The organism is Neptunicoccus cionae (assembly GCF_014643735.1).
In the GTDB taxonomy this organism is placed as follows: domain Bacteria; phylum Pseudomonadota; class Alphaproteobacteria; order Rhodobacterales; family Rhodobacteraceae; genus Amylibacter; species Amylibacter cionae.
The window spans coordinates 1-23,069 of the sequence record NZ_BMKA01000007.1; the positions used below are offsets into that span (position 1 = coordinate 1).

Here is a 23,069-nt window from a genome sequence, read left to right on the forward strand (position 1 = left end):
ACTGCCAAACCTAGTAAGTATTCGATAAAAAAATCTCTAAACGATATAAGAATCAACCTAAAGCCGCCCAAAAGGGGCGGCTTTTGACGTTCTAAAAAGAAAAAAAATATAACTATAAGACTTTTTTCTATGGTCCCCTTTGATCGCCTTTGACACATTGTCATGAGGGAGAGATTAAGATGACTGTACTGATCGCTGGAGCTGGAATCGGGGGGCTCACGCTCGCTCTCAGTTTGCATGAAAAGCAAATTCCTTTCCGCATTTTTGAAGCGGTAGAGGAGGTGGCGCCTTTGGGCGTAGGGATAAACTTGCAACCCCATGCTGTGCGCGAACTGACCGAGATGGGGCTTGCTGATCCCTTGGATGCTATCGGCATTCGAACGAGGGAAGTTGCCTATTTCTCCCAGCAAGGTGGTTATATCTGGGCCGAGCCCCGCGGCGAGTTTGCTGGGTATAACTGGCCTCAATACTCAGTTCATCGCGGCAAACTACAACTGATGTTGTTGCAAGCGATAAAGGCCCGTGCTGGGAGCGATGTTGTCGAAACCGGACGCAGGGTAAAGCGCTCTGATGACCTCGACAACGCGGTCGAAGTGCTTTTTACGGATGGTACGCGTGAAGTAGGGGAAGTTTGCATTGGGGCTGACGGTATCCACTCGGCCTTGCGTAAACAGAATGCTCCGCAGGAAGGGTCGCCCCACTGGGGCGGTACAATCATGTGGCGGGGGACCACGATCGCAGTGCCGTTTTTGAGTGGCGCCACGATGGCGATGGCAGGGCAAAAGAACCAGAAGTTTGTCGTCTATCCGATTGAAACACTTCCAGATGGGCGGCAATTGGTGAACTGGATCGCTGATTTGACCAAGCCGCCGGAATATCTGTGGAACCGCGAGGATTGGAATCGGCGAGGCGATATCGTAGATTTCTTACCAATGTTTGAGGACTGGGCATTTGACTGGTTGGATATTCCGGCTTTGATCCGCGGTGCAGGCGCTGTGTTCGAATACCCGATGGTTGATCGAAACCCGCTGGATCAATGGGTGTTTGGGAGGACAGGCCTGCTTGGGGATGCCGCGCATGCGATGTATCCTATCGGGTCTAACGGGGCCAGTCAGGCCATTCTGGATGCAAGAGTGCTCACCCAATGTTTGGTGGAACGGGGGGAGTCTCAGGCTGCGTTGCAGCAGTACGAAAATATACGGCGAGAAACCGTGAATCGAATCGTGCTCGCCAATAGAGGCGATGGTCCCGATAAAATTTTAGACGAGGTGGCAGAGCTCGCCCCTGAAGGATTTAACCAGATTAACGACGTCTTAAGCAACGAAGCGCTGGCCAAAGTAGCATCCCAATACAAAGCCATCGCCGGTTTTGACGTTGAAGGCCTAAACGCGCGACCCTCTTTGGTAGCTTAGATGAAAAATGTGAAGAAACTGTCAAGAAACCTTCATTTTCCCGTTGAACCCCACCGCTAAGACCGTTACATCACACCCATTGACGCGGGGTGGAGCAGCCCGGTAGCTCGTCAGGCTCATAACCTGAAGGTCGTAGGTTCAAATCCTACCCCCGCAACCAATATTCTGATTTTAAATCAGATGCTTAATAGCCACCTTCGGGTGGCTTTTTGCGTTCGTGACGTGGTGTGTCCGCCTGGTGTCCGTCAGGAAAGGATGAATCAAACGGACTATTCCCAGCATGAAACTGGAAAGATCGAAGCGCAATCACACCCACTACACCATATTAATGAAGTTTCCGCCACTTTGATTGGAGCACTGTGGGCTCTTCACACTTAGAAAATTTTGAAAATTCAAGACGGTTCGTTTTGGTTTAGTTTTCATGGGTTTGATCGTTCCGATGCGTGCCGTTTCCTTTCGACTGGCAGTACCGACCTGCAACCGCGCTTCGCTCCTATAAGTATTCTAGTCTGGGTTCAGCATTTCAACGGCTGTAGGAACCAACGAATTTCGAACTTTTTCTGTTTATTCCTGAACTTGTGGGGCTATTGTTCTAGGAAAAAATCAAGTTGGGTCGTTGCCTTGGAAGTTTATTAAGGATGAGTGGTGAATTGGAGTTTAGAGGGGCACGAGGTTCGAACACAGGTGATGTCTATCATGAACTTTGGGCCGTTCGTTCGGCCCTGAAGCTGTTAGACAGCACGAGCAAACTAGAAGCGGTAACAGTGGAGGGTGTTCCATCCGCTGACGGTTTCGGTCATCAGTGGGACGGCGTAGACTGCACGTTACTGTACGGTGGAACTAGCATTCAGACGGCAGACCGCGTGACGCTTCAACAGCTGAAGTATTCAGCGAGTGAACCGAATACATCATGGTCGCCTTCGAGGGCATGTTATGGGCCTTCATCCACCGACCCCTCATCGTCGCTTATGCGAGGATTGGGTAAGGCCTTCCGTGAGACAGTAAAGCTTAGAAAAGGTAGGCCACTCAGCGATATTTCAGTAGAACTGGTGACCAATCAGCCTGTTTCCGACCTCGTTGTAAGCGCAATCAACAGAGCAAAAAGTGACGGTGTTCCAGGGTCTTTTAAGACCAAATGGCAGAGTGGCGGTGATAAACTGCACCGGTTAGTTCATGCCAGTGGGCTGTCTCCGAAGGAGTTTCAAGATTTCTCTAAGTGCTTGAAGTTCGTCAGCCAAACAAACTCTCGTTTCCTTTTGGAAGAGAAGATGTTGATGGAGGTTTCAGCTTGGACAGAGTCAGAGTTCGCTGAAGTGGCTCTAAGGCTGCGAAATTTCATTCGAAACGAAATGATGATGCCTGAAACGGCTGGGGAGATCATAAACAAAGAGTCGGTTCTATTGCAGTTCGGCGTCTCTGAGATACGAGCATTGTTCCCATGCCCAGCAAAGGTCAAGCCGGTCACTGATCTTGTATCGCGCGAGATTTCTAAAGAACTTTGCAACTGCATCATCGACAGTGATCAACGAATTTTGTTGCATGGATCAGGAGGTGTTGGAAAAAGTACAATTATTCAGGAGTTTCAGGGCCTTCTGCCTGAGGGTTCCGAAGTTATCGTATTCGATTGTTACGGTGCAGGGTCATATATGGATGCAAGCGCGATGCGCCATAGACCGCGCGATGCATTCGTGCAGCTGGCGAATGAACTTGCCAATCGCCTCAATATTCCCGCCTTCCTTGCGCCAAGATCGGGTTTGGACTTTGCGCGCGCATTTCACCGGAGACTGATCTTAGCCTCCGAAACACTTTCCAAAGTCAGACCCGGAGCGAGGCTCGTGATAGTCGTAGACGCTGCCGATAACTCAATTAGTGCAGCGAATGCTCGTGTGCCGAAAGAGGAGAGTTTTGTAGCTGAACTGATCTCGTTTGAAGATCTACCGAAGAACGTTGCACTTGTCATAAGTGCACGGACCGGACGGCGAGACGATTTGAAGCTACCAAGCTCTTTCAAACCTTTCGAGTTACCGCCCTTTAGTCGCCCAGAAACTGGTGAATTCGTTGCTCATTTCTGGGAGGCGCCAGAAGAGTGGGTAGACGATTTTCACAGACTCACCAATGGCACACCTAGGGTACAGAACTATGCCTTTGGAAAAACTTCTGGCAAACCGAGCGAGGCGTTGGATCCCCTTCGGCCAAATGGCAAAACCTTGGAAGCTATTTTCCACGAGCAATTTGACGAAGCCGTGAAGAAAGCTGGAGGGGCAACCAAAGTCGAAGAAACCTGTGCGGCGTTGGCAGTTCTACCGAGACCAATTCCAGTTGGGGAAATCGCGCATGCATTAAATTTGTCCGATGCACAAATTTTGGACATTTGCTCCGACTTAGAACCTGGTATCCGGGTTTCAGAAAATACCATCAGCTTCGCAGACGAGGATTTTGAACATTTCGCACTTGTAAAAGGCCAAAAGTCGATACCTGAAATTCGCTCCAAAGTCGCCCGGCGGATGCTGGCTGACTACCGAAATTCTGAATACGCCGCATTGAACGTCGTTCCGCTACTATTGAAAGCCGAAATGGGAGCGGAACTGCTAGGCTTGGTAGAGAGCGAACCTGAACCCTCAACTAGCAACGTACGGGACCCCGTACTCAGGATGGAGATAAGAAATCAACGCCTGACTAATGCTATAAGTGTCTGTCGATCCGCTGGCAATTTAGAGCAAGCGGTTCGGTTTGTACTGATTGGGGCGGAAGCGCTTGAAACAGACGATGCCACACGCAAAATACTGACAGATTTTCCAAATCTTACAGCCCGCTTTACAGGACCGACTGGCAGCAGACTAATTCTCAGCGACCCAGATCAAGTTGAACAGCAGGGCCCGCTTCTCTTGAGCATTCTTTCTAAGGAAGCAGAGCTCGGAAACTTGAGCCAGGTTCGCGAGGTTCGCAGGCGAATTTCAGCATGGTTCAAAGTGCGAGAAGACGCTTTACGAGATCATGAGGAACAATTTGGTCATGCATCCGGGTGGAATATTGGTTCGGAAGATATGGCGAATGCACTTATTGCTAGGGCATTGGAAGAGGGTGCTCAGTCCGCGATCCAACTATTCCGCCACTGGCCTGTTGAGTTTGCGGCTAGCACTGCTCGCATCGCGATCAGAAGGTTGGTGGCAGATCAGCGCTTCAAAATCTTGCAAGACATTGGCAACGAACTCAGCCCACTGTTGGCACCATTCATATTGGTTCCGCTTCGACTGGCCGGGCAACCGGTTAATCTGAAAAAACTTGCACAAGGACTTAGATTGCTATCTCGAAGGTATCCTATCTCTGCTAAAACTCTAGATGATCTCGGCAACAGTAGCTCTCTTAAACGAGCCATCTCAGAGGTACTGCTTAACGGCGCTGAGGTGCTCGCGGCTCATAATGCCGACCTAGAACTGGTCAAGGCGATCACAACGCCTCTGTCGGTCGCCTCGGCAAGACGCATTGATAAGCTATATGACCATCAAACGAGGTTAATGGACGGCATACTGCGATCGTATTGCCTTCAGGAACTATTGGTCTCAGGCAGTATCGACCATAAGAACATGCTAGTTGAACCGCAGGAGGTAGCAACGGATAGAGGTGCCAAAACAAAGCGAACCGAATCCGATAGCGAAAGACGTATAAGAAGCGTTGTAGAGTATGTGGCACCCTTCTACTCAAGAAGAGCTGAATATCTAATTCACCGAGCGAGCGACATTTCATCGGAAGAGTGCTTAGCTGAGCTTTTGAAATCGTTTTCACGAGACGGTTGGAGGTTTGATCAAAACAATAGGACACTTAAACTAAGGTCAGTGATGGCGGAAGGCCTGGTTGTTTTGGTCGCAGCGAATATTCCGATCAAACCTCTTTCCAAGTTTAGTTTCGAAACCCTGAAGGGGTTTTGGCCACAAGGTGAAACCAGCGTTACAAATTTGTTTTCCTCTTTGACAGCGTTTGGTTCGCTGCACGACGAACTACTCGACCGCACTACGGATGCTGTTAACAACCTCGCAAAGCAAAGAATGGGTGCGAGAGAAAAATCAGAAGCACTCGCAAATTTCGCCGAGTTGATTGCTCCCGTAAGTTCTGACGATGCCAATGTCATATTTCAGAAGGCAATTGCAGTCGCACACGAGTTGGACTCCGAGGCGATCGACCAAATCCGGTTCCTCCATACTCTCGTACTTAATCAAGAAATCTGCCCCTCATTTGACAAAAAACACTATGCTTCGGTGGCCGCCGAGTTCTTCGTTGATGCGGGAATCCGGCTAGAAAACGTTGAACACTTTCCTTGGAAAGAAACTATGGAAAGCATTGCGGCGCTGCACTTTCCTACTGCCCTAGCCTGTTCAGCAAGATGGGACGACAGCAGTTATGTGAGCGCCCACGAAACATTCGAGCCTGCCTTGCACTTCGGAGTAGATCGCGGCGACTTGGACCCAGTTCAAGCTGCTGCGCTGTTGAAGCTGGTCGGGCGTCCTAGCGCACGTACAATCTCAGCGATTCTCAACAAAACAAACGGTCTAGAAGCTTCCATTAAACGAAAGCTTGTCGAAGAGTTTGCGCGTGACTTAGTCACGGAAGCGATAGACGTGTCCAATGAAACAGAGATTTTGCTCCTGTCTCAAAAGGGAGACGTCTGGCTTGATCGCCTACGACGCTTGAACGACCTCAAAAACAGCATTGAGGACCCACCAGAAGAAAAATGCGTGAAGCAACGAAAACAAGCGCGACCAGAGTCTGTGCTAACTAAGAAGAGCTGGGACCAAGAAACACTATCCCAAGCCGAGATTCTGTACCCTGTCGCAGAGGCGTTGTTAAAAGAAACTCGGGTCAATAAAGAGTACATATCACTGTCGGGAGTGCTGCATCATGCGTCACTGCAGGTTCAGGTTGGGAATCGCACAAAATTCTTGAGCGCATTGGTTGAGATTATTGTGGAGTATGATGAACCGCAGCTCGTCGAAACTCTGCTTGGTTCCATCAAGGCTTGGAAATTACAGCTCTCGGTTGAGGCATGGTGCGAAACCAGGTTGCCGCAATTCATCGGGGATGCGTTTCCCTATCTGGTGAGCCGCTATGCCGGCGACGCCGGAAGACTCGAAGAAGCACTAGTACTTGCCAAACTAACTGCAAAAGCCGCCGAAGAGATCATCCTAGAAGGGCTTGAAAGAAACGGTCTTTGGTTGAGTTCTCATCAGATTTTCGGGCTAGTACAACGGTTGGCCAAATTCCTTGACGACAGTGAAAGCTCGTCCCTCCTCTCATGGTACTTAGATCGTTTGGTTGATCGGATTGCACCTGAAGACAAAGAGAATGTCGATCAACGTGGAGTTCCCGATACCATAACTAATGCGGTCGCATACTTCGTCGTTGCTTACCTGAGTGACGTCGATCTTCGTCTGAGATGGAAGGCCGCCCACGCAGGGCGTCGCCTTGCCCGACTTGGGCACGTTGAAGAACTCAAAGCGATTTTGGAACTCTACGAAAGAGCGGAAGACAACGTATTTCGGGCACCCGAGATGCCATATTATTGGCTGGCCGCTCGTCTATGGATGATGATTATGTTTGATCGCATATGTCTGGAGATGCCTTCGACCGTGGAACATGCTGGTAAACATCTCTATCAAATTGCCTTGGATTCATCTTTTCCCCACATCCTTATCAGAGATTTTGCGGCGGATGCGTGTCGCAAGCTGCGTGAAGCCGACGTGTTCCATTTGGACGATGGTCAACTGGCAGATTTGGTATCGATCAACTCCGGTATGGCAACGACCGGCGCAGATACCGTGCCCACGGGTTCGTATGATTTCTTCAAGGTAGACCGAAACAACGAGAGATTTCATTTCGATACAATGGACACTCTTCGGTACTGGTACGCTCCTTGGTTGAGAGTATTTGAGGGAGCAACAACTGAAAACTTTCTGAACTCAGCGGAAAATTGGATCGTAGACGCATGGGGCGTGATTGATGAAAAACCCTACGGGTTCCGAGAGCCTCGCGAAAATAGGTTCAGCGAGCGAGACAATTATCTTAGCAGCACAAGCCATGGTTCTCTTCCTACACTAGAGCGATATCGATCTCATCTTGAATGGAATGCAAAGTGGTGTGCGGCGGGCGAATTTCTTGCCCAGCGCCCTTTAAAAAAGTCGGAGTATAGCGACGCGGATGAATTCAGTGAGTTGGACTATCAAATATCGCACGGCAAACTCACCAAACCTCCGTTTTGGTTGGCAGATTTCGTGACGAACCGTCCGCTTGAAATCCACCATTGGTCCAAAAGCTTCGCTGATGCCGCCGAATGGGTTGAAGAAATCGCTGAAGCTGAGTTTCTTCGCGAGTTGTTCCCAGAGTCAGAACCGGGTTGGATTGTCGTTGATCAATACACTGACACTCGATCAGAGCGCTGGGAATTGAACGCAAAAATCAGTACTGGACTAGTCTCACCAGGCACCGCGATATCACTCGTGCGAGCGCTGCAAACCTGCCCAAATGCCTTCGACTTCTATATTTATCCCGAAGGCCATGATCTCGAAATTGACGAGGGAAACTTCAAACTTGAAGGATGGATACATCTAAATGAAGGTGATCGTAGGATTGAAGATAAGGACCCCCTACAACTTGGAACTGGGCAACTCAGCCACCTACCCGGCTCGAGCGCAGTAGAATATTTTGGTCTACAAGAAGTTCTTGAGGATGGCCTCAAATGGATTGATCCATCTTCCGGTGACGCAATCTTTCGGTTGGAAATGTGGGGCGATAAAGGTGCTGATGAGCGAAATCGCTACTTGGGAGACAGTGTCGTAAGTTCCGGTCATCGGCTACTCATGTCGAAGAGCGCCTTGGAGAGGTTCTTAGACGATCAAGGGGCTGAACTCATTGCAGATATAGGACTAACAAAACGTGACAAAAGCCAAGGAAAACAGATCGATTTTGAAGAAAAAAAGGGGTCGGCAACCTACAACAGATTACTTCTCCTCGAGCGATCCGGACAACTTAAGGGAGCCGAACAAAGTTTTGGCTCTTGGCGAGAAGATTGTAAGAGAGCTGGAACTGACTGATGGGGGGGATACCCTAGGAAAATGGATGGCACATCATCTTGCGTCTCTCATCGAAGACGCCGAAGGCTCGGATGGCGCGCAAACTGCAGCCAGACAAGAAGCCGTTGATTTGATAATCAGGCTCTGGGAGCACCGAGCTTCGATGTTGGGTACGGCCGACCCAATGTCAGCTTTGAACGGAGCAATTGGCGTTCTTGATCGCATCGGCCCTAACTCCTCTCCATTTTTTCGGGACAGTCAGAATATGCTTGAACGTGACCTAGCCTCGCTATTCGACGATTTGCGTAAGTTAGTCGCTCATGGGGTGATATTCGTTTCTAATCAAAAAGAGATCCCCAAATATACAGCTGACACCTTCGAACATCTTGCTGAAGAAGAACAACAATTCATAATGGCGTTAGGTGGTTGGCTGAGTTTTTTGGAGCAGCAAAAGCCAACGACTCCCGTCATCAATGTTGTCTTCGATAAAAACGAGCAGGAAAAAAAGAACGCTGAAGAAGAGCTGAAACTTGAAAGCTTAGAACCTGAAGAGCGCTCAAGTATATTATTGTCTCAATCTATCGACGATCTTATTAAAAATCTGCAAGAGTTCAAAATGAACATACTTTGCAGAGGCTAAACCAACAGCTGATCCATGTTCGGCAAGGCATGGCTTAAACAAGTGGTCACGAGTTCAAATTTCGCTGTTACAGCGAAGGACTTCTATCACCTTATCATACACCATGATAAGTATACATTGAGATTGGCGGTGTCGACCATAGTTAACTTCAGATTCTCAAACTTCGATTCTGTGTGTGGGGGGGCAAGTCCAGTGTTATGCTTCTTTTTAGATCCTGCGTCAGCGTTCATGTGAGGCCGCCTGAGTGGGGAGGTCAGTTACCCCAGCAAGACCTAGGTGTGCTCGCTCAGGGGGCTGATTAGCCTCCTCAAGGGCTCTCCGAGGCTGGTGTTAGGAGATAGCTCAACATATTCGGCAAACATAGAAGGTAGGCATTGTTTAAAAACCACGCAACTTGTTCGGTGTCGTGCCTCCATCCTCCAAACGTTACCAAGTTTTGCCAAATGCTCAGCTATTGTCTCTCACCTGAAAAACAGCGCCTAGCAGATGACCTAGTTTGGAAAAGTAAGTGAAGACTTAGAACTCTGGACCTAAGTCTACATTAAGATAACGGGGGCGGCTCTTTCCTTGCTTATAGAACCTGTACAAACGATTCCATAGAAGGTTCAATCACTTAGTGGTGGCAGGGAGACAAAGGTGATCCTTTCCAATTTTCTTCAAGTATTCATCAATTAAAACGTGAGGGACTTCGCCCAAGAAAGTAAGCTCAATGAGCGACTGCCAAGATGTGGGCGAGTGTTCCTCTAAGGCTGTTTCAACAAATTCTCCAACTTCTTGAAGCGTCCAAGGATCCTCTACAAACGCGGGCCCGTCTTGAACCTGTGATAGTTCCATGTCGCAGGTTTCTTGGGCGGCGAAACCTCCCGGTCGAATTGCCTTAGGCAGGTAATGAACAGGATTTACGCACATGGCTTCACCACAAGAACTTTCCAGTCTGTAAGGGTAATCGAGCTTCGTTGCAAAGTCGAACAGTAACCTGTTTACGGAATGCCTTTTGCCACTAAAATTGACCACTGGCCTTGGACGGTCCATAATAATAGTAAGTTCTGGGATGTTGTCGTAGCCTCGTTTGTAACGCATACGGGGTCCGGACCTTCCGGTACTGGCCCCAGTCCAAATCATACAATTTTCCGGAAGATCATCTCGTCCTACTTCTCCTAAAATAAGTTTTTCGAGAATTGGTGATTTTGTTTTTTGTGCAACACGTTTAGCCAGGATTTCAATTTTCATTTAGAGTATCTCCCATCTGTTTTGGGTTCGCCTATTTTTGATTGTTTTCAAAACTGTTGGTAAGTTGAAAACATACTGTATTTGATGAATCTGTTTTGGCTTGGCCAAAAGGGAATTTCACTTTTGGAAAGTGTGACGGACCTTATCCTATCTCTCTTATCTTATTTATTATCTTCTTCTTGAAATTGAAGAATTGTTAGTAAAGAAAGTTGAGATAAGGTCCTTAACACTTATTGCGAAGTGGCGTGCCCAAATCGACCAAAAACAAATTTAGTCAAAACTTGGTTCGATGATTTGAAGACACAATCCCGGCTAGTCAAGTCGAACAAAACGTGGGTCCAGAAGGGGCTTGCAAGGGAGGCCACTTACAATCGTTCTGTCGTACTCGTAGCGTTCGATCAGGCCTGCTCGAAGTAAAGAGTGGACTGTGTTGTTTGTAGCAATAAGTGGCATTTTCACATTTTTATGAATTTCCTCGGTTGTTTGCCAAGGATGTTGTGCAAGATGGGCGAGTAATTGCTGTTCATAGGTTACCGAGGGCATCGGACATTCTCCATGTGGTGTAGCTGGCACATTAAGTGCGAGCATATTTCGTTAAGTGTGCTAGTTGGGTGGGGTTATGGGCAAAAAAAAAACGCCTTGTTACCACGAGGCTTGGGCGAAAGTTTGAACCGGACGCATTTCGTTTTGTTCTAACCAAGATTCGACGGCTTCTTTACGGTAGAGTACGGTCCGACCTACTTTGCAGCGCGCTGGGCCGAGGCGGAGAGCATGCCAGCGACTGAGCGTACGTAATGAAACACCTAACAGGGAGGCTACTTCCAAAGGTTTCATGTATGCGTTTTGTGTATCCATAAGTTTCTCCTTTTGTTGGACAAGAGGAGAAGTAGCGAGTTGTGCATATTTTTAAAGATGGCGTTTCTAGAAATTAGGCTTATTTATCAATGATTTCCCGAAATTGAAATTCTCCGAGCATTTATTTTCTGCCCGCAGCTGCGGAAAAAGAGTTTGCGGCTTTACGTAGTGGGTCATCCATTAAGTGAGCGTAGCGTAGGGTAGTTTGATATTGTGAGTGGCCTAGAAGTTTTCCGATGGCCTCAAGTGAGGCGCCGCCGGAGATAAGGACGGATGCAAAGGAATGGCGTAGGTCGTGAATGCGCAAATCTTGTAGGTTCGTTTCTTTTTTGAGCCATGTCCAAGGTCGGTTTAAATCTGACATGTGAGTGCCAGTCGCGGTCGGAAAGAGATAGTTACTGGTTGCGCCTTCCTTCATTGTCTTTAAAAGCAGGAGTGCTTCATCTGAGAGTGGGATGCGTTTTCGTTTCCTATCTTTGCTCTTGTGCGGCGGGCGATTTAATAGGCCTTGCTCAAGATCCAAATCGCACCATTCCAAAGAGAGAATCTCTCCTCGGCGAGCACCTGTAAGGACTAAGAGCCTTATAGCGTTGGCTGCGCGTTGGTTTGGCATACGATCGAGAGCACTGAATACCCGTTCATATTCAGCCGGTGTCAAATACCGTTCGCGAGGTTGTTCTGTATTTCTGCGAAAGCCATCTGCTGGATTTTTTTCAATCCAGCCCCATCTAATTGCCAAATTGAGAGCTTTTCTAAGAACCTCTAGAACGCGGTTTGCGCGCGTCGGACCAGCTTCGCTCACGCGAGCGTGCAAGCGGTCGATATGATTGCTGGTGAGTTCTCGAACTTGGATGAATTGGAGCTCTGGCAAGATGAATTTTGACCACATACTGCGTTGATCCGATTGGCTTCGTTTAGATAAAGTTGGCAGGTGGGCGCGTTCATACTCGGAGAAAAGGTCTGCAACATTTGGGGCCGCCTTGCGCTTGTTCCGGTCTTCGAGTGGGTCTTGACCTCGATCGATCAAACGCCGCAATCGCTTGGCTTCCTCGCGAGCTGCCGCCGCGCTCCAAGCTGGATGACTACCAATAGTCATTCTACGTTCGCGTCGGTTAATGTTGTAATTTAGAATGAAGGATTTGGTTCCTGCCTTAGTTATGCGAAGTCCAAAGCCTTTAATTGCAGCATCGTAATGGATTTTGTTGCCCTTCTCAGGAGCATCTGCCCTTTTCGTGAAGGTCTCGTTAATATTTGTCATATGTCCGCTCTGTGTCCGGCCTTTGTCGGACACAGTTGGCACTAAATGTCTTTTTGGGTCAATAAGCGTCTATCCAATTTCCAGAAATTGATTGAAAGTAAAGGTTTTTTTTGTGGAATTGGGCAGTTTGACACACAGGCTCATAACCTGAAGGTCGTAGGTTCAAATCCTACCCCCGCAACCAATGTTCTGATGTAATATCAGTCGCTTAAAAGCCACCCTCGGGTGGCTTTTTGCGTTGATAGATTGCCCATGGAAGAGTTGTGGAAGGTTGCGGCGATGGAATCGGGTGCTGTAATCTTGCTACAGTTGGGGTGGTCACTTTATTGCTGACCGCTGACATGTAAATTTGACATAACGGCGGAAACCGGACTTTCGCTGCGGTTGCGAGCTGTCTCTCAACAGGGACAGAAAGCAGTCATTGACTGGACGTGGGCGTGGGAAGGACTGACGACTTAGAACGGAATACTCAAGATTTCTGATCATAAAACCAAGACCGCAAGTAAGCGTTGCATCTGGCCCCCAAAATTGGACCTTAAAGCTTGGGAAGACTGGCACTATATTGACGCTACGCGTCAATATGGGACATACCCACCGTTCGGAAATTTGCATTGGACGACCGCTTCCAGCGGCTGTTTCAAGTGGTCATTTGATGTTTTAGTCTCCTAGCTGAAAATCTAACAAATCGTCGCCTATCATTCCGCGAGCTTTTTTCGCGCCATCGGGCAACACTAAGATGAATTTTCGCGTACTGGCGGCGAGGCCGAGAAGCGCAGAAACCATTGGCCCACTATCCTTCTTCTTTTCCGTGCGCTCACCGATTATTACTTTTCCAACAATGCGTCCTCGGTACTCGACAGTGTAGGTGACACTCTTGGGCGGATTGGAAGTACTGGCCAATGCACTGACCACAGAGGCTTCGTTCTTCTGATAAGTCCCGATGGCAATAAAATTCTCACCTTCTAACCTGACATCCAATTCACAATTGGGGTCAATAATCGTTTTAGGAACGTCATGGCGCGCACGCTGCCAAAGGTGTTCTCCTACATGGCTTAAAAAGACACTCTTTGAACTCACCCCTTTCAACTTGTCTTTATGGGTTTTATCTTCCTCTTCTGGAATTTCTCTCAACCGTACAAGCGCCGACGCCACGTTGTCATGGTAGCTCGGATGCTTCTGGGCTTCTTTCAGTATCTCGTCAGCTTCAGATAAGAAACCAGAGCTCATGTGCTCGTATGCAAGGTTGCTCATCGCGAGTGTTTCAACTCTTCTCGCAGCCTTCCGGAAAGCATCAATTGATTTCCCGCGCAACGAGAAGTGCCGATAAACGACCCCTAAGTTGTTCCAGACTGTTCCATCCCTCTGGTTGGCAGGAATTTTTTCATAGTGAAACATGGCGAGAGCGTCACTGCTTGTTTGCGCATGAAGGTAGGCCAGCTGGAAGCGATTTGATATGTCAGACGGATTGATCGAGAGCTCCCTTTCTAACATCGCAGCCTTTAATACATCGTCTTGGTACCAATCAGAAAGATCCGAAAGTGTGGCCAACAGCAGGTCTTCCATTTCAGGCCCGTCTACAAGATCGCGCATTTCTGCGACAATTGCAGGAATGTCTTTGCTACTACCTTGGTCCTGAACGGCGCGCGCCAGCTCTCCCAAAAAACCTGTCTGACGCCAGCACTTATGGGACCAAATAGGGCGAATTGCTAAGAGAGTGTTTGTTGCTCATCGAATTTGGCATGAATACCGTCGGTTCCGTGCACTGGCATGTTATTGTTAGTTTTAGGGTACATTTTTGAGACAATTTGCGGTGCCTCAAGCAGCCATTCGACCAATATGAAAAGCAAGATTTCACCAGCTTCTCCTGACCTGTGACTTCCCTTTTTCGCCTTTATAAAGAGACTGCGAGCACGCTCATGCAATTGCGTCGAAACCTGATTGACCAAAACTGTATCATTGTCAGTAAGCGCTTGTTTCATCCTGTCGTGAGCAGACGTGATCTCAGACCGAGGTAAGCAGAACGAGACGATCTGGTGATACAGGACCTCAAGAAACTCGTCGCATGTCTGTTTTCCATCTCTGAACGCAATGTAGCTACAGCGAACTTCAATGCGATCACCAAGTGAATCGGTATCATAATTCAAGTGGCGTATTCGGCTCGATAGGCTACTAAAATTGCCTAGGAAGGTTTCAAGTTGTTCTGCTAATAACATTACTGCCCACTGGAACTTGCCCGCAATGAGATTTGCTCCGCTCATGGTTGAATTTCATGTCAACGCTTCAACAGTTTCTCTTAGTAATCAAGAGAATAAGCCCAAACAGCTAACCATATAGAAATATTTGGACGGGCCTGCTGAGATGGAGGCACGAAGTGACACCCATACGGCACCCAAGTTTATGAATGCGATAATCAAACCACAGCCTTGATCTGCAATGTTACTTTAATAACAGATAGTTAAATGGTGCCCGGGGGCGGAATCGAACCACCGACACGAGGATTTTCAATCCACTGCTCTACCCCTGAGCTACCCGGGCACGGGTTTCGAAGGGCGCTTGGCCTTTCGTGGGTCGGGGCGTTTTAGGATAGGCTGGCTGGGGTGGCAAGCGCTTTCTTGCGCCTCAGTGAATTTTTGGTTCATTTGGCGCTGTGTCTGACGAAAAACCGTCTTCCTCGTCCGTGTTTCCCCCCGGAATGGCGTAGCTTCCGTTAAGCCATTTGCCAAGATCCACATCCGCGCAGCGTTTGGAGCAGAAGGGGCGGTATTTCGGGTTGGTTTCCTTGTCACAGATCGGGCAGCTACTCATCAGGACAGCACCTCTTTCAGGGGCAGGCGTTCACGTTTGCGTTGCAGTTCGAAATGGCCGAGTCCGGTCCAGCCGACCAGCGCGGTTTCAATGCCGTCGGCGCGAAATCCAGCGCGCAGGGCTTGTTCGACCTGTCGCTGGTCCTTGCGGGGCATCGGGGCGAAATCCACTACGATCTGTCCGCCAAGGCCGCGCAGGCGCAACTGGCGGGGCAGGTCTTTTGCGGCGGCCAGATTGGCCTTTAGGCCGGCGGCAAAGGAGGTGTCGGCGCCGGTGTTCACATCTACTGCAACAAGGGCGCTGGTCGGCTCTATCGCCATCCACGCGCCGCCTGAAAGCCTTGCGGGTGGGGCGAGAAGATCATCCACAGCATCGCGAAAGCCTAGCAGTTCAAGCCCGCCGTGTTCCTGCATTACCTCGTCTGGGTCAGGGTCAACCCATTCACGCCAAGCGACCTGATGCGCTGCCTCGGCCGGTTGGATCAGGGCAGGCGCGCCGTCGGCCTGTTCCAGGACGGCGCGGGCAGCATCGCGCATGGCGCTGATGTCGTCAAAAATTGCATCGTCCGAGACGCCTTCAGCCACGGAACGGACAATCAGACCGAAGCTTTCATCTGCATCATCCAGCGCGTCATGGGCGATTTCGAGCAGGCGGTCCCGCTCGTCCTCGTCACGTATTTTGCGGGCGATGTTCAGGCCGGGCGCATCCGGTGTGACGATGCAATACCTACTTTTAAACAGCAGCTTAGGTGATACGGGCGCCGCTTTATTGCCCTCGGCATGGGTAGAGATCTGCACGAGCATAGTCTGCCCGGGAGGAATGCCCTTGGCCTGCCGCAGATAGCCGGTCTGGCCATTGCTAAGATCAAGCATCATGCCGCTTTGCCCCTTCATCGGGCGCTGGGTCACGGCACGGTAGATTGCGCCGGGGCGGGGGGATGTATCCTCTGCCGGATCTACCAGCAAATCGGTCAACACACCATTGTCGATCAGGGCGGCGCAGGTGCGGCCCTCAATCTCGTCCAGAATAACCAGCCGGCCTTTTCTCATCGTATTCCAAATCCTGATAGCATTGCGGCGGTTTCCGCCAGAGGCAGGCCAACCACGTTAGAATAAGAGCCGTTGATGGCTGGGATCAGAGCAGCAGCGCGGCCCTGAATGCCATAGCCGCCAGCCTTGCCCTGCCATTCGTCGCTGTCGAGATACGCTGTCATTTCGCTCTCAGAGATGCGCTTGAAAGAAACGCGGGTCATCACGGCGCGGTGGATCTGCCGGTCATTTGAGCGGACCGCCACACCTGTTATTACCTGGTGACGGCGACCTGACAGGAGGGAAAGGAACTTTTCAGCCTCGGCGCGGTCCCGGGGTTTTTCCATGATCCGGCGGCCAAGCGCGACGGTGGTATCCGCGCAAAGCACCACTTCGCCATCCTGAAGCGTGATGGCTTCGGCTTTGGCCACAGCAAGGCGGCGGACGTAGGCGCGGGGGGCCTCATCCTTGAGCGGTGTTTCGTCAATGTCGGCAGGGCGCACTTCTGCGGGCGCGATGGATATCTGCGCCAGCAGGTCCAGCCGACGCGGGCTGGCAGATCCGAGTATCAGCCTCATGCGGTCAAACGCATGGCGGATTACTTGTAGCGATAGTTGATACGCCCTTTGGTCAGGTCATAAGGGGTCATTTCCACCTGAACCTTATCCCCTGCCAGCACGCGAATGCGGTTCTTCCGCATTTTGCCAGCAGTATGAGCAATAATTTCATGGCCGTTTTCCAGCTCTACCCGAAATGTCGCATTCGGCAGAAGCTCGACAACGACACCATCGAATTCGAGAAGTTCTTCTTTAGCCATGTTTTCTCCAGTATTGGCGTCCAGTAGCGTAGCCGCCATTCATGCGGGGCTACATGATCCTAAAGCGGCAAAATATCAAGCGAAAAGGCCCGCTCGGGGCGAAGACTTCGCACTGCGGTGCCATAAAGCGCACAGTTACAAAGGTTTTTCGGAAAATGGGCGGGAATTTTTCTTCGATTGTGCGGCGCGCCGTACTTGGGACCGGCGAATCTACCCGAGGTGCGGAGGGCTCTACACCCTCCGCATCTGGTTAATTTAAGACAGCAGGGACAGCAGACGTTCAGCCGCTTCTTCCGAAGAAGCGGGGTTCTGTCCTGTGACCAGCTTGCCGTCGGTCACCACGAAGGACGCCCAGTCGTCGCCTTTGTGGTACTCTCCGCCGTTGGATTTGAGCATGTCTTCCACAAGGAACGGCACCACGTCGGTCAGGCCAACGCCTTCTTCTTCGGTGTTGGTGAAGCCTGTCACTTTGCGGCCCGAAACCAGCGGATTTCCATCGACGCCTTTGGTGTGCTTGAACACGGCAGGGGCGTGGCAGACGGCACCAACCGGACGGTCGCTGCTGGCGAAAGTTTCGATCAGACGGGCGCTGTCGGCGTCTTCGGCCAGATCCCACAAAGGGCCGTGCCCACCGGGGTAGAAGATAGCGTCGAATCCGTCAGCCGAGATATCCCCGAGAACTTTGGTGTTAGCGAGATGGTCCTGTGCCGCGTCGTCGCCCTTGAACCGTTTGGTCGCTTCGGTTTGGGCATCATCCGTGTTGCTGGACGGATCAAGCGGCGGTTGCCCCCCTTTGGGAGAGGCGAGCGTGATCTCGGCGCCTGCGTCTTTGAAGACGTAATAAGGGGCTGCGAATTCTTCCAGCCAGAAGCCGGTTTTGTTGCCCGTGTCGCCAAGTTCGTCGTGAGAGGTGAGTACCATTAGGATTTTCATAAGATATAGCCCTTGTGTGTGTATTTTCGAAAGGTTTGCAGGACGACAAGGACGCCGTCGTTAACACCATACCTAGGGCAACTTATGGGGAAGGAAAGGGTTCCGCATCGGGGCTTCAGTTGCCGATAATACTCGGCCCTGAAGTCCGGAAATGTCCGGTAATCGGCAAGCCGCAAGGTTCTGCGGCTTGCCGTCGTGATGGATCAGAAATCCAGATTTTCCACGCTCAGTGCGTTTTGCTGGATGAAGTCGCGGCGCGGTTCAACCACATCGCCCATCAGCTTGGTAAACAGGTCATCCGCATCGGCAATGTCCTCGACGCGAACCTGTAGCAATGTACGCGCTTCAGGGTCGAGCGTGGTCTCCCACAATTGGTCGGGGTTCATTTCACCCAGACCCTTATACCGTTGTAGAGAAAGACCTTTTTCGCCTTCCTCCATCACCAAGGACAACAGGTCGGTGGCGCCAAATACGGGCTGGGATTTATCCTTGCGCGTGTAGGTCGCAATCGAGCCGTAGATTTCCTGAAGGCTCTCGGTCAGGCCGCCAAGCTTGCGTGCCTCGCTGCTGCGCAGGCAATTGCCGTCAAGGGTGTGGCTTTCCTCAACACCGCGCAAGATGCGCGCAAAACGCAGTCCGTGATCTTGTGTGATGCGACCCGTCCAACCTTGTTCATATTCCAGTGACACCTTGTTCAGACGTGCAGCAACTGCATCGGCCACGCCTTGGGCGTTATCGTCAACCCGCCCGGGCACCAGACCGCCCGCAATCGCCGCTTGTTCCAGAACGTGGCGGTTGTAATGGGTGGGGAAAGCGTTCAGCAAGAAGCGGACCTTGCGGGCCTCTTCTACCACACGGGCCAGATCGGCGCCGGTAATGACGGACCCGTCGGACAAGCGCAGTGAACTGCCGTCAACGCCTTGGCTAATAAGGTAATCTTCCAGAGATTGCTGGTCCTTAAGATAAACTTCGGACCGGCCACGCGCCACTTTGAACAGCGGGGGTTGCGCGATATACAGATAACCGCCTTCGATCAGTTCAGGCATCTGGCGGAAGAAAAAGGTCAACAGCAAGGTGCGGATGTGGGCGCCATCAACGTCCGCATCGGTCATGATGACGACCTTGTGGTAGCGCAGTTTTTCGATGTTGAATTCGTCGCGGCCAATGCCGGTGCCAAGGGCTGTGATCAGGTTGGTAATTTGCTCGGACGATAGCATTTTGTCAAAGCGCGCCCGTTCGATGTTCAGGATTTTACCGCGCAGGGGCAGAACCGCCTGATTTTCGCGGGAACGTCCCTGTTTGGCAGAGCCACCCGCGGAATCACCCTCCACGATGAAGACTTCGGACTTGGACGGATCCCGTTCCTGACAGTCCGCAAGTTTTCCGGGCAGGCCAGTGCCGCCGAAGGCCGTCTTGCGCCGCGTCAACTCGCGGGCCTTGCGGGCGGCTTCACGGGCCAATGCGGCCTCTACGATTTTGGAAACGATGTTTTTGGCTTCAACGGGATTTTCTTCAAACCACTCTGCCAGTTTTTCGTTCATCAGACCTTCAACCGCGGGGCGAACTTCAGAACTGACCAGTTTGTCCTTAGTTTGCGAGCTGAACTTCGGGTCCGGTACCTTGACTGATAACACACAGGTCAGACCTTCGCGGGCATCATCGCCAGAGAAGGAGATCTTCTCTTTCTTGGCGATACCGCTGGACTGGGCGTAGTTGTTGATGGTGCGAGTCAGCGCGCCACGGAAACCGGCCATATGGGTGCCGCCGTCCCGTTGCGGGATGTTGTTGGTGAACGGCAGCACCATTTCGTTATAGCTGTCGTTCCACCACATCGCGACTTCGACGCCGATGTCGTCTTTTTCGCCAACCACGTAGATCGGGTCGGACAGCAGGCCGGTTTTAGACCGGTCGAGGAATTTCACAAATTCCCGAACGCCGCCTTCATATTCCAGAACGCTCTCCAGATGTTCGGCAGGGCGTTCGTCCCGCAGTATTATCTTCACGCCGGAGTTCAGAAACGCCAGTTCCCGCAGCCGGTTTTCAAGGGTCTTAAAGCTGTACTCGCGGTTGGAAAACGTGTCGGTTGAGGCCATGAAGCGCACCTCGGTGCCGCTTTCACCGTTCGCATCCCCCACAACAGCCAAAGAGCGTGCGGTATCGCCGTGTTCAAAGCGGGCGGTGTGTTCCTTGCCGTCCCGCCAGATGCGCAATTCCAGCCAGTCCGACAGCGCGTTCACAACCGAAACACCAACCCCGTGCAAACCGCCCGACACCTTGTAGGAGTTGCTGTCGAATTTGCCGCCAGCGTGCAGCTGGGTCATGATCACTTCGGCCGCAGAAACGCCTTCTTCTTCGTGAATGCCGACCGGAATGCCGCGCCCGTTGTCGCGTACCGAAACGCTTTCATCCGCGTGGATTGTGACCGAAACAAAGTCCGCATGTTTCGCGAGCGCTTCGTCAATGCCGTTGTCCACGACTTCGTAAACCATATGGTGCAAACCCGACCCGTCATCGGTATCGCCAATATACATGCCGGGCCGTTTGCGTACAGCCTCCAAGCCTTTGAGAACCTTAATAGAATCGGCACCGTATTCTTCCGGTGAAATTTGCTCTTCTGACATGAATACGCCTTCTGGGATTTTTCCCAATTTATAGCGGTTTACAGAGAGATTGTCACGTCAAAGACACAATATTTTGTGGTGGAAAGCCGCTTGCAGCGGGCATGGCCTGGAGGACCATAAAAAGGGGTGCGGGCAGGCTCCATTTTCTTTAAATATCCAATAGAAATCTTGCAGTCCATCGCGCCGGTTCAGGTCAGCGCGATCAGCACCCCGACCCCGATCAAAGCTGCGCCGGAAACCTGATTTAGCCTTCGCACCGCTTGGGGAGAGGACAGAAACCGCCGCATCCGGTCCACCATCAGCGCAAGCATCAAGTTCCCCAAAAGCGGCACCACCAGAGAGATCATGCAGATCGCCGCAATGTCGAGTGCGGTAATCGTGCGAAAGTCAAAGAAACCGGGTAGCACGCCCATGTAAAACAGGATCGCTTTGGGGTTAGACAGGATGACCAGCACTCCAGCAATGAAACCGGCCCACATGCCCGGGCGCGTCAGACGGGAATTGCCGTCCTCAAGCGTTTGCATCGGTTTGCGAAGCAGGCTGACGCCCATGATCAGAAACAACGCAGCGCCAATGTATTTTAGCACGATCATGAAGTCTGCATAGACCGACACAAGATAGCTGACCCCGAACACTGCCACCAGCGGCCAGAGCACATCGCCCACCACCACGCCAAGCGCCAGTGGCCATGCGCTGTGAAAGCCACCACTCACCGCGCGGGCGATAAGGGCCACCCAGACAGGACCGGGTGTTAGAAACAGCAGGAATATGGCTCCGGCGTAAAGCAGCAGGTCGACGGGGGAAATGCTCATGCGTTGCCCGTCAGGTACCCGTCATCGTCAAAGGACCAGAAAGGATTATGTGCATATTCCCACAAATGTCCGTCCGGATCGGCAATCATACCGGAATACCCGCCCCAATCCGTTTTCGCCGGCTTCGTGACATCTATGGCACCTGCCTTAAGTGCTGTGTCATAGGCGGCATCCACGGCGTCGGGGCTTTCATAGTTCGTCGCCAGTGTGATCGCGCCGGTTGTGCGTGTGGCGATTGGCATGCCGATATCGCTGGTCAGCGCGTCGCGGCTGTAAAGGGACAGGTACAGCCCGCGCAGTTTAAAGAACGCGATCTTGTCATTGCCGCCCTTAGCCTCCTGCCACCCCAGTTTGAGATAAAATTCGCGCGATACCGCGATGTTCAGGACCGATAGGGTAATCATCGTGACGCGCTGGGGTGTCATGGAGCTGCCTTTCTGACGAGTGCCGGGACTTATGGAAACCACCGAAGTCTCAAAACTCCATTAATGTGGATCAACCACAGAAAGCCCGTTTTCTTCACGCACTGCAAGACGCATTGCGCGGGGACCGAAATCGGTGAACAACTCCGGTCCAGTGCCGGTCATCCATGCCTGCGCGCCAAGGGCGCAGATTTCGTCGAAAAGTGCGGCGCGGCGGCTGGCATCCAGATGCGCTGCGACTTCGTCCAGCAGCAGGATCGGCGGTGCGCCAAACTCCTGCGCCAGCGCGCGGCTGTTGGCCAGAATGAGCGAGATCAGCAGGGCTTTTTGCTCTCCGGTGGAACAATTGCGTGCCGCGATTCCCTTAGCCACATAAACCGCTTCCAGATCGGCGCGGTGAGGTCCGATCAGGGTGCGTCCAGCCGAAAGATCGCGGTTCCGGTTGCTCGCAAATGCGGCTGCGAGGTCTTCGTCAGTTTCGGGCAGGGCAATTCCGTCGGCGTGGATCAGGGTGCAGTGGGCTGCGGGAAAGGCCGTGTCCGCTTTGTCTTGCGCGGCCTGCAACAGAGACAGCGCCTCTGTGCGGTTGGCGTGGATTTGTGCACCGGCACGCGCCATTTGCGATTCCACCGCGCTGTACCAAGCAGGATCGCGCACCTGATCCTTAAGCATCCGGTTGCGTTCGCGCATGGCCTTTTCGTAAGTCAGGCTTGCATCTGCATGCCCTGGATGAAAGCTGAGCGCGAGCCGGTCGAGAAACCGCCGCCGCCCTTCAGCCCCTTCGACCCACAGTCGGTCCATCACTGGCACCAGCCAGACCACCCGACCGACACGCCCCAAGGCAGCCTGCGATGTGGTTTTTTCATCAATCCGCACCACCCGCGACCCGCTGCCCGCAAAGGTGGTTTCGATTTCGTGGATCTGGTTCAGGCTTTGCAACACGCCCGAGATTTTCCAGCCCACTGATTCCGGCGCACGGGCCAGTTCGTCCACCTTGGCAGCCCGCAGCCCGCGACCGGGCGACAGCAGGGAAATCGCTTCAAGGATATTGGTCTTGCCCGCCCCGTTTGCCCCGTAGATCGCAATCGGACGCCCGTCTGTTTCCAGACGGGTCATCTTGTGGGATCGGAAATGGGAAAGCGTCAGGCTTTGCAGCGCGAGTGTCGGGGCTGCGG

17 protein-coding genes and 2 tRNA genes are annotated in these 23,069 nt (G+C 51.7%); 4 read left to right on the forward strand and 15 right to left on the reverse strand.

All coding sequences use genetic code 11. From position 1 onward, the window contains the following. Positions 1 to 179 precede the first annotated feature (179 nt). The 4 genes from IEX10_RS17000 (at position 180) to IEX10_RS17015 (ending at position 9,113) form a co-directional block, all read left to right on the forward strand. Positions 180 to 1,412: a flavin-dependent oxidoreductase gene (locus IEX10_RS17000; RefSeq protein WP_188678145.1), complete on the forward strand. Its 1,233-nt coding sequence runs from the start codon at positions 180 to 182 to the stop codon at positions 1,410 to 1,412. A gap of 83 nt (positions 1,413 to 1,495) precedes the next feature. Further along, a tRNA-Met gene (locus tag IEX10_RS17005) sits at positions 1,496 to 1,572 on the forward strand. A 478-nt stretch (positions 1,573 to 2,050) separates the two neighbouring features. Next, positions 2,051 to 8,494 (forward strand): ATP-binding protein, encoded by a 6,444-nt coding sequence (locus IEX10_RS17010; protein ID WP_188678147.1) that lies wholly within the window; start codon positions 2,051 to 2,053, stop codon positions 8,492 to 8,494. A gap of 25 nt (positions 8,495 to 8,519) precedes the next feature. Beyond that, positions 8,520 to 9,113 (forward strand): hypothetical protein, encoded by a 594-nt coding sequence (locus IEX10_RS17015; protein WP_188678149.1) that lies wholly within the window; start codon positions 8,520 to 8,522, stop codon positions 9,111 to 9,113. A gap of 609 nt (positions 9,114 to 9,722) precedes the next feature. On the opposite strand, the gene IEX10_RS17020 is transcribed toward IEX10_RS17015, so the two are convergent. From IEX10_RS17020 to recF, 15 genes are all read right to left on the reverse strand, one after another. After that, the gene (locus IEX10_RS17020) at positions 9,723 to 10,343 is read right to left on the reverse strand and encodes a hypothetical protein (RefSeq protein WP_188678151.1); all 621 of its coding nucleotides are present in this window, start codon (positions 10,341 to 10,343) and stop codon (positions 9,723 to 9,725) included. Positions 10,344 to 10,985: 642 nt separating this feature from the next. Beyond that, positions 10,986 to 11,198: a helix-turn-helix transcriptional regulator gene (locus IEX10_RS17025; protein WP_188678153.1), complete on the reverse strand. Its 213-nt coding sequence runs from the start codon at positions 11,196 to 11,198 to the stop codon at positions 10,986 to 10,988. Positions 11,199 to 11,319: 121 nt separating this feature from the next. After that, positions 11,320 to 12,456, reverse strand: a complete 1,137-nt coding sequence (locus IEX10_RS17030) for a tyrosine-type recombinase/integrase (protein ID WP_188678155.1) — start codon at positions 12,454 to 12,456, stop codon at positions 11,320 to 11,322. 657 nt (positions 12,457 to 13,113) lie between these two features. Next, complete coding sequence (locus IEX10_RS17035; protein WP_188678157.1) at positions 13,114 to 14,115, reverse strand: tetratricopeptide repeat protein; 1,002 nt, start codon at positions 14,113 to 14,115, stop codon at positions 13,114 to 13,116. Positions 14,116 to 14,162: 47 nt separating this feature from the next. Continuing rightward, positions 14,163 to 14,714, reverse strand: a complete 552-nt coding sequence (locus IEX10_RS17040) for a HamA C-terminal domain-containing protein (RefSeq protein WP_188678159.1) — start codon at positions 14,712 to 14,714, stop codon at positions 14,163 to 14,165. A 202-nt stretch (positions 14,715 to 14,916) separates the two neighbouring features. Continuing rightward, positions 14,917 to 14,991: transfer RNA gene (locus IEX10_RS17045), tRNA-Phe, on the reverse strand. An 84-nt stretch (positions 14,992 to 15,075) separates the two neighbouring features. After that, positions 15,076 to 15,261: a DNA gyrase inhibitor YacG gene (locus IEX10_RS17050; protein WP_188678161.1), complete on the reverse strand. Its 186-nt coding sequence runs from the start codon at positions 15,259 to 15,261 to the stop codon at positions 15,076 to 15,078. Next, the gene (locus tag IEX10_RS17055; RefSeq protein ID WP_188678164.1) at positions 15,261 to 16,310 is read right to left on the reverse strand and encodes a ribonuclease E/G; all 1,050 of its coding nucleotides are present in this window, start codon (positions 16,308 to 16,310) and stop codon (positions 15,261 to 15,263) included. Before IEX10_RS17055 ends, IEX10_RS17050 begins: the two co-directional genes overlap by 1 nt. Continuing rightward, positions 16,307 to 16,867: a Maf family protein gene (locus IEX10_RS17060; RefSeq protein WP_188678166.1), complete on the reverse strand. Its 561-nt coding sequence runs from the start codon at positions 16,865 to 16,867 to the stop codon at positions 16,307 to 16,309. The genes IEX10_RS17055 and IEX10_RS17060 overlap by 4 nt, the downstream gene beginning before the upstream one ends. 20 nt (positions 16,868 to 16,887) lie before the next feature. Continuing rightward, complete coding sequence (gene infA / locus IEX10_RS17065) at positions 16,888 to 17,106, reverse strand: translation initiation factor IF-1 (RefSeq protein ID WP_069301276.1); 219 nt, start codon at positions 17,104 to 17,106, stop codon at positions 16,888 to 16,890. A gap of 255 nt (positions 17,107 to 17,361) precedes the next feature. Then, positions 17,362 to 18,039, reverse strand: coding sequence for a type 1 glutamine amidotransferase domain-containing protein (locus IEX10_RS17070; RefSeq protein ID WP_188678168.1), 678 nt, complete (start codon positions 18,037 to 18,039; stop codon positions 17,362 to 17,364). A 203-nt stretch (positions 18,040 to 18,242) separates the two neighbouring features. Next, positions 18,243 to 20,660, reverse strand: coding sequence for a DNA topoisomerase (ATP-hydrolyzing) subunit B (gyrB, locus tag IEX10_RS17075; RefSeq protein WP_188678170.1), 2,418 nt, complete (start codon positions 20,658 to 20,660; stop codon positions 18,243 to 18,245). 188 nt (positions 20,661 to 20,848) lie between these two features. After that, positions 20,849 to 21,472: a LysE family translocator gene (locus IEX10_RS17080; RefSeq protein WP_188678172.1), complete on the reverse strand. Its 624-nt coding sequence runs from the start codon at positions 21,470 to 21,472 to the stop codon at positions 20,849 to 20,851. After that, on the reverse strand, positions 21,469 to 21,897 hold the full coding sequence (locus IEX10_RS17085; RefSeq protein WP_188678174.1) for a VOC family protein: 429 nt from the start codon (positions 21,895 to 21,897) through the stop codon (positions 21,469 to 21,471). Before IEX10_RS17085 ends, IEX10_RS17080 begins: the two co-directional genes overlap by 4 nt. 60 nt (positions 21,898 to 21,957) lie before the next feature. Then, positions 21,958 to 23,010 (reverse strand): DNA replication/repair protein RecF, encoded by a 1,053-nt coding sequence (recF, locus tag IEX10_RS17090; protein ID WP_229678616.1) that lies wholly within the window; start codon positions 23,008 to 23,010, stop codon positions 21,958 to 21,960. Positions 23,011 to 23,069: the final 59 nt, after the last annotated feature.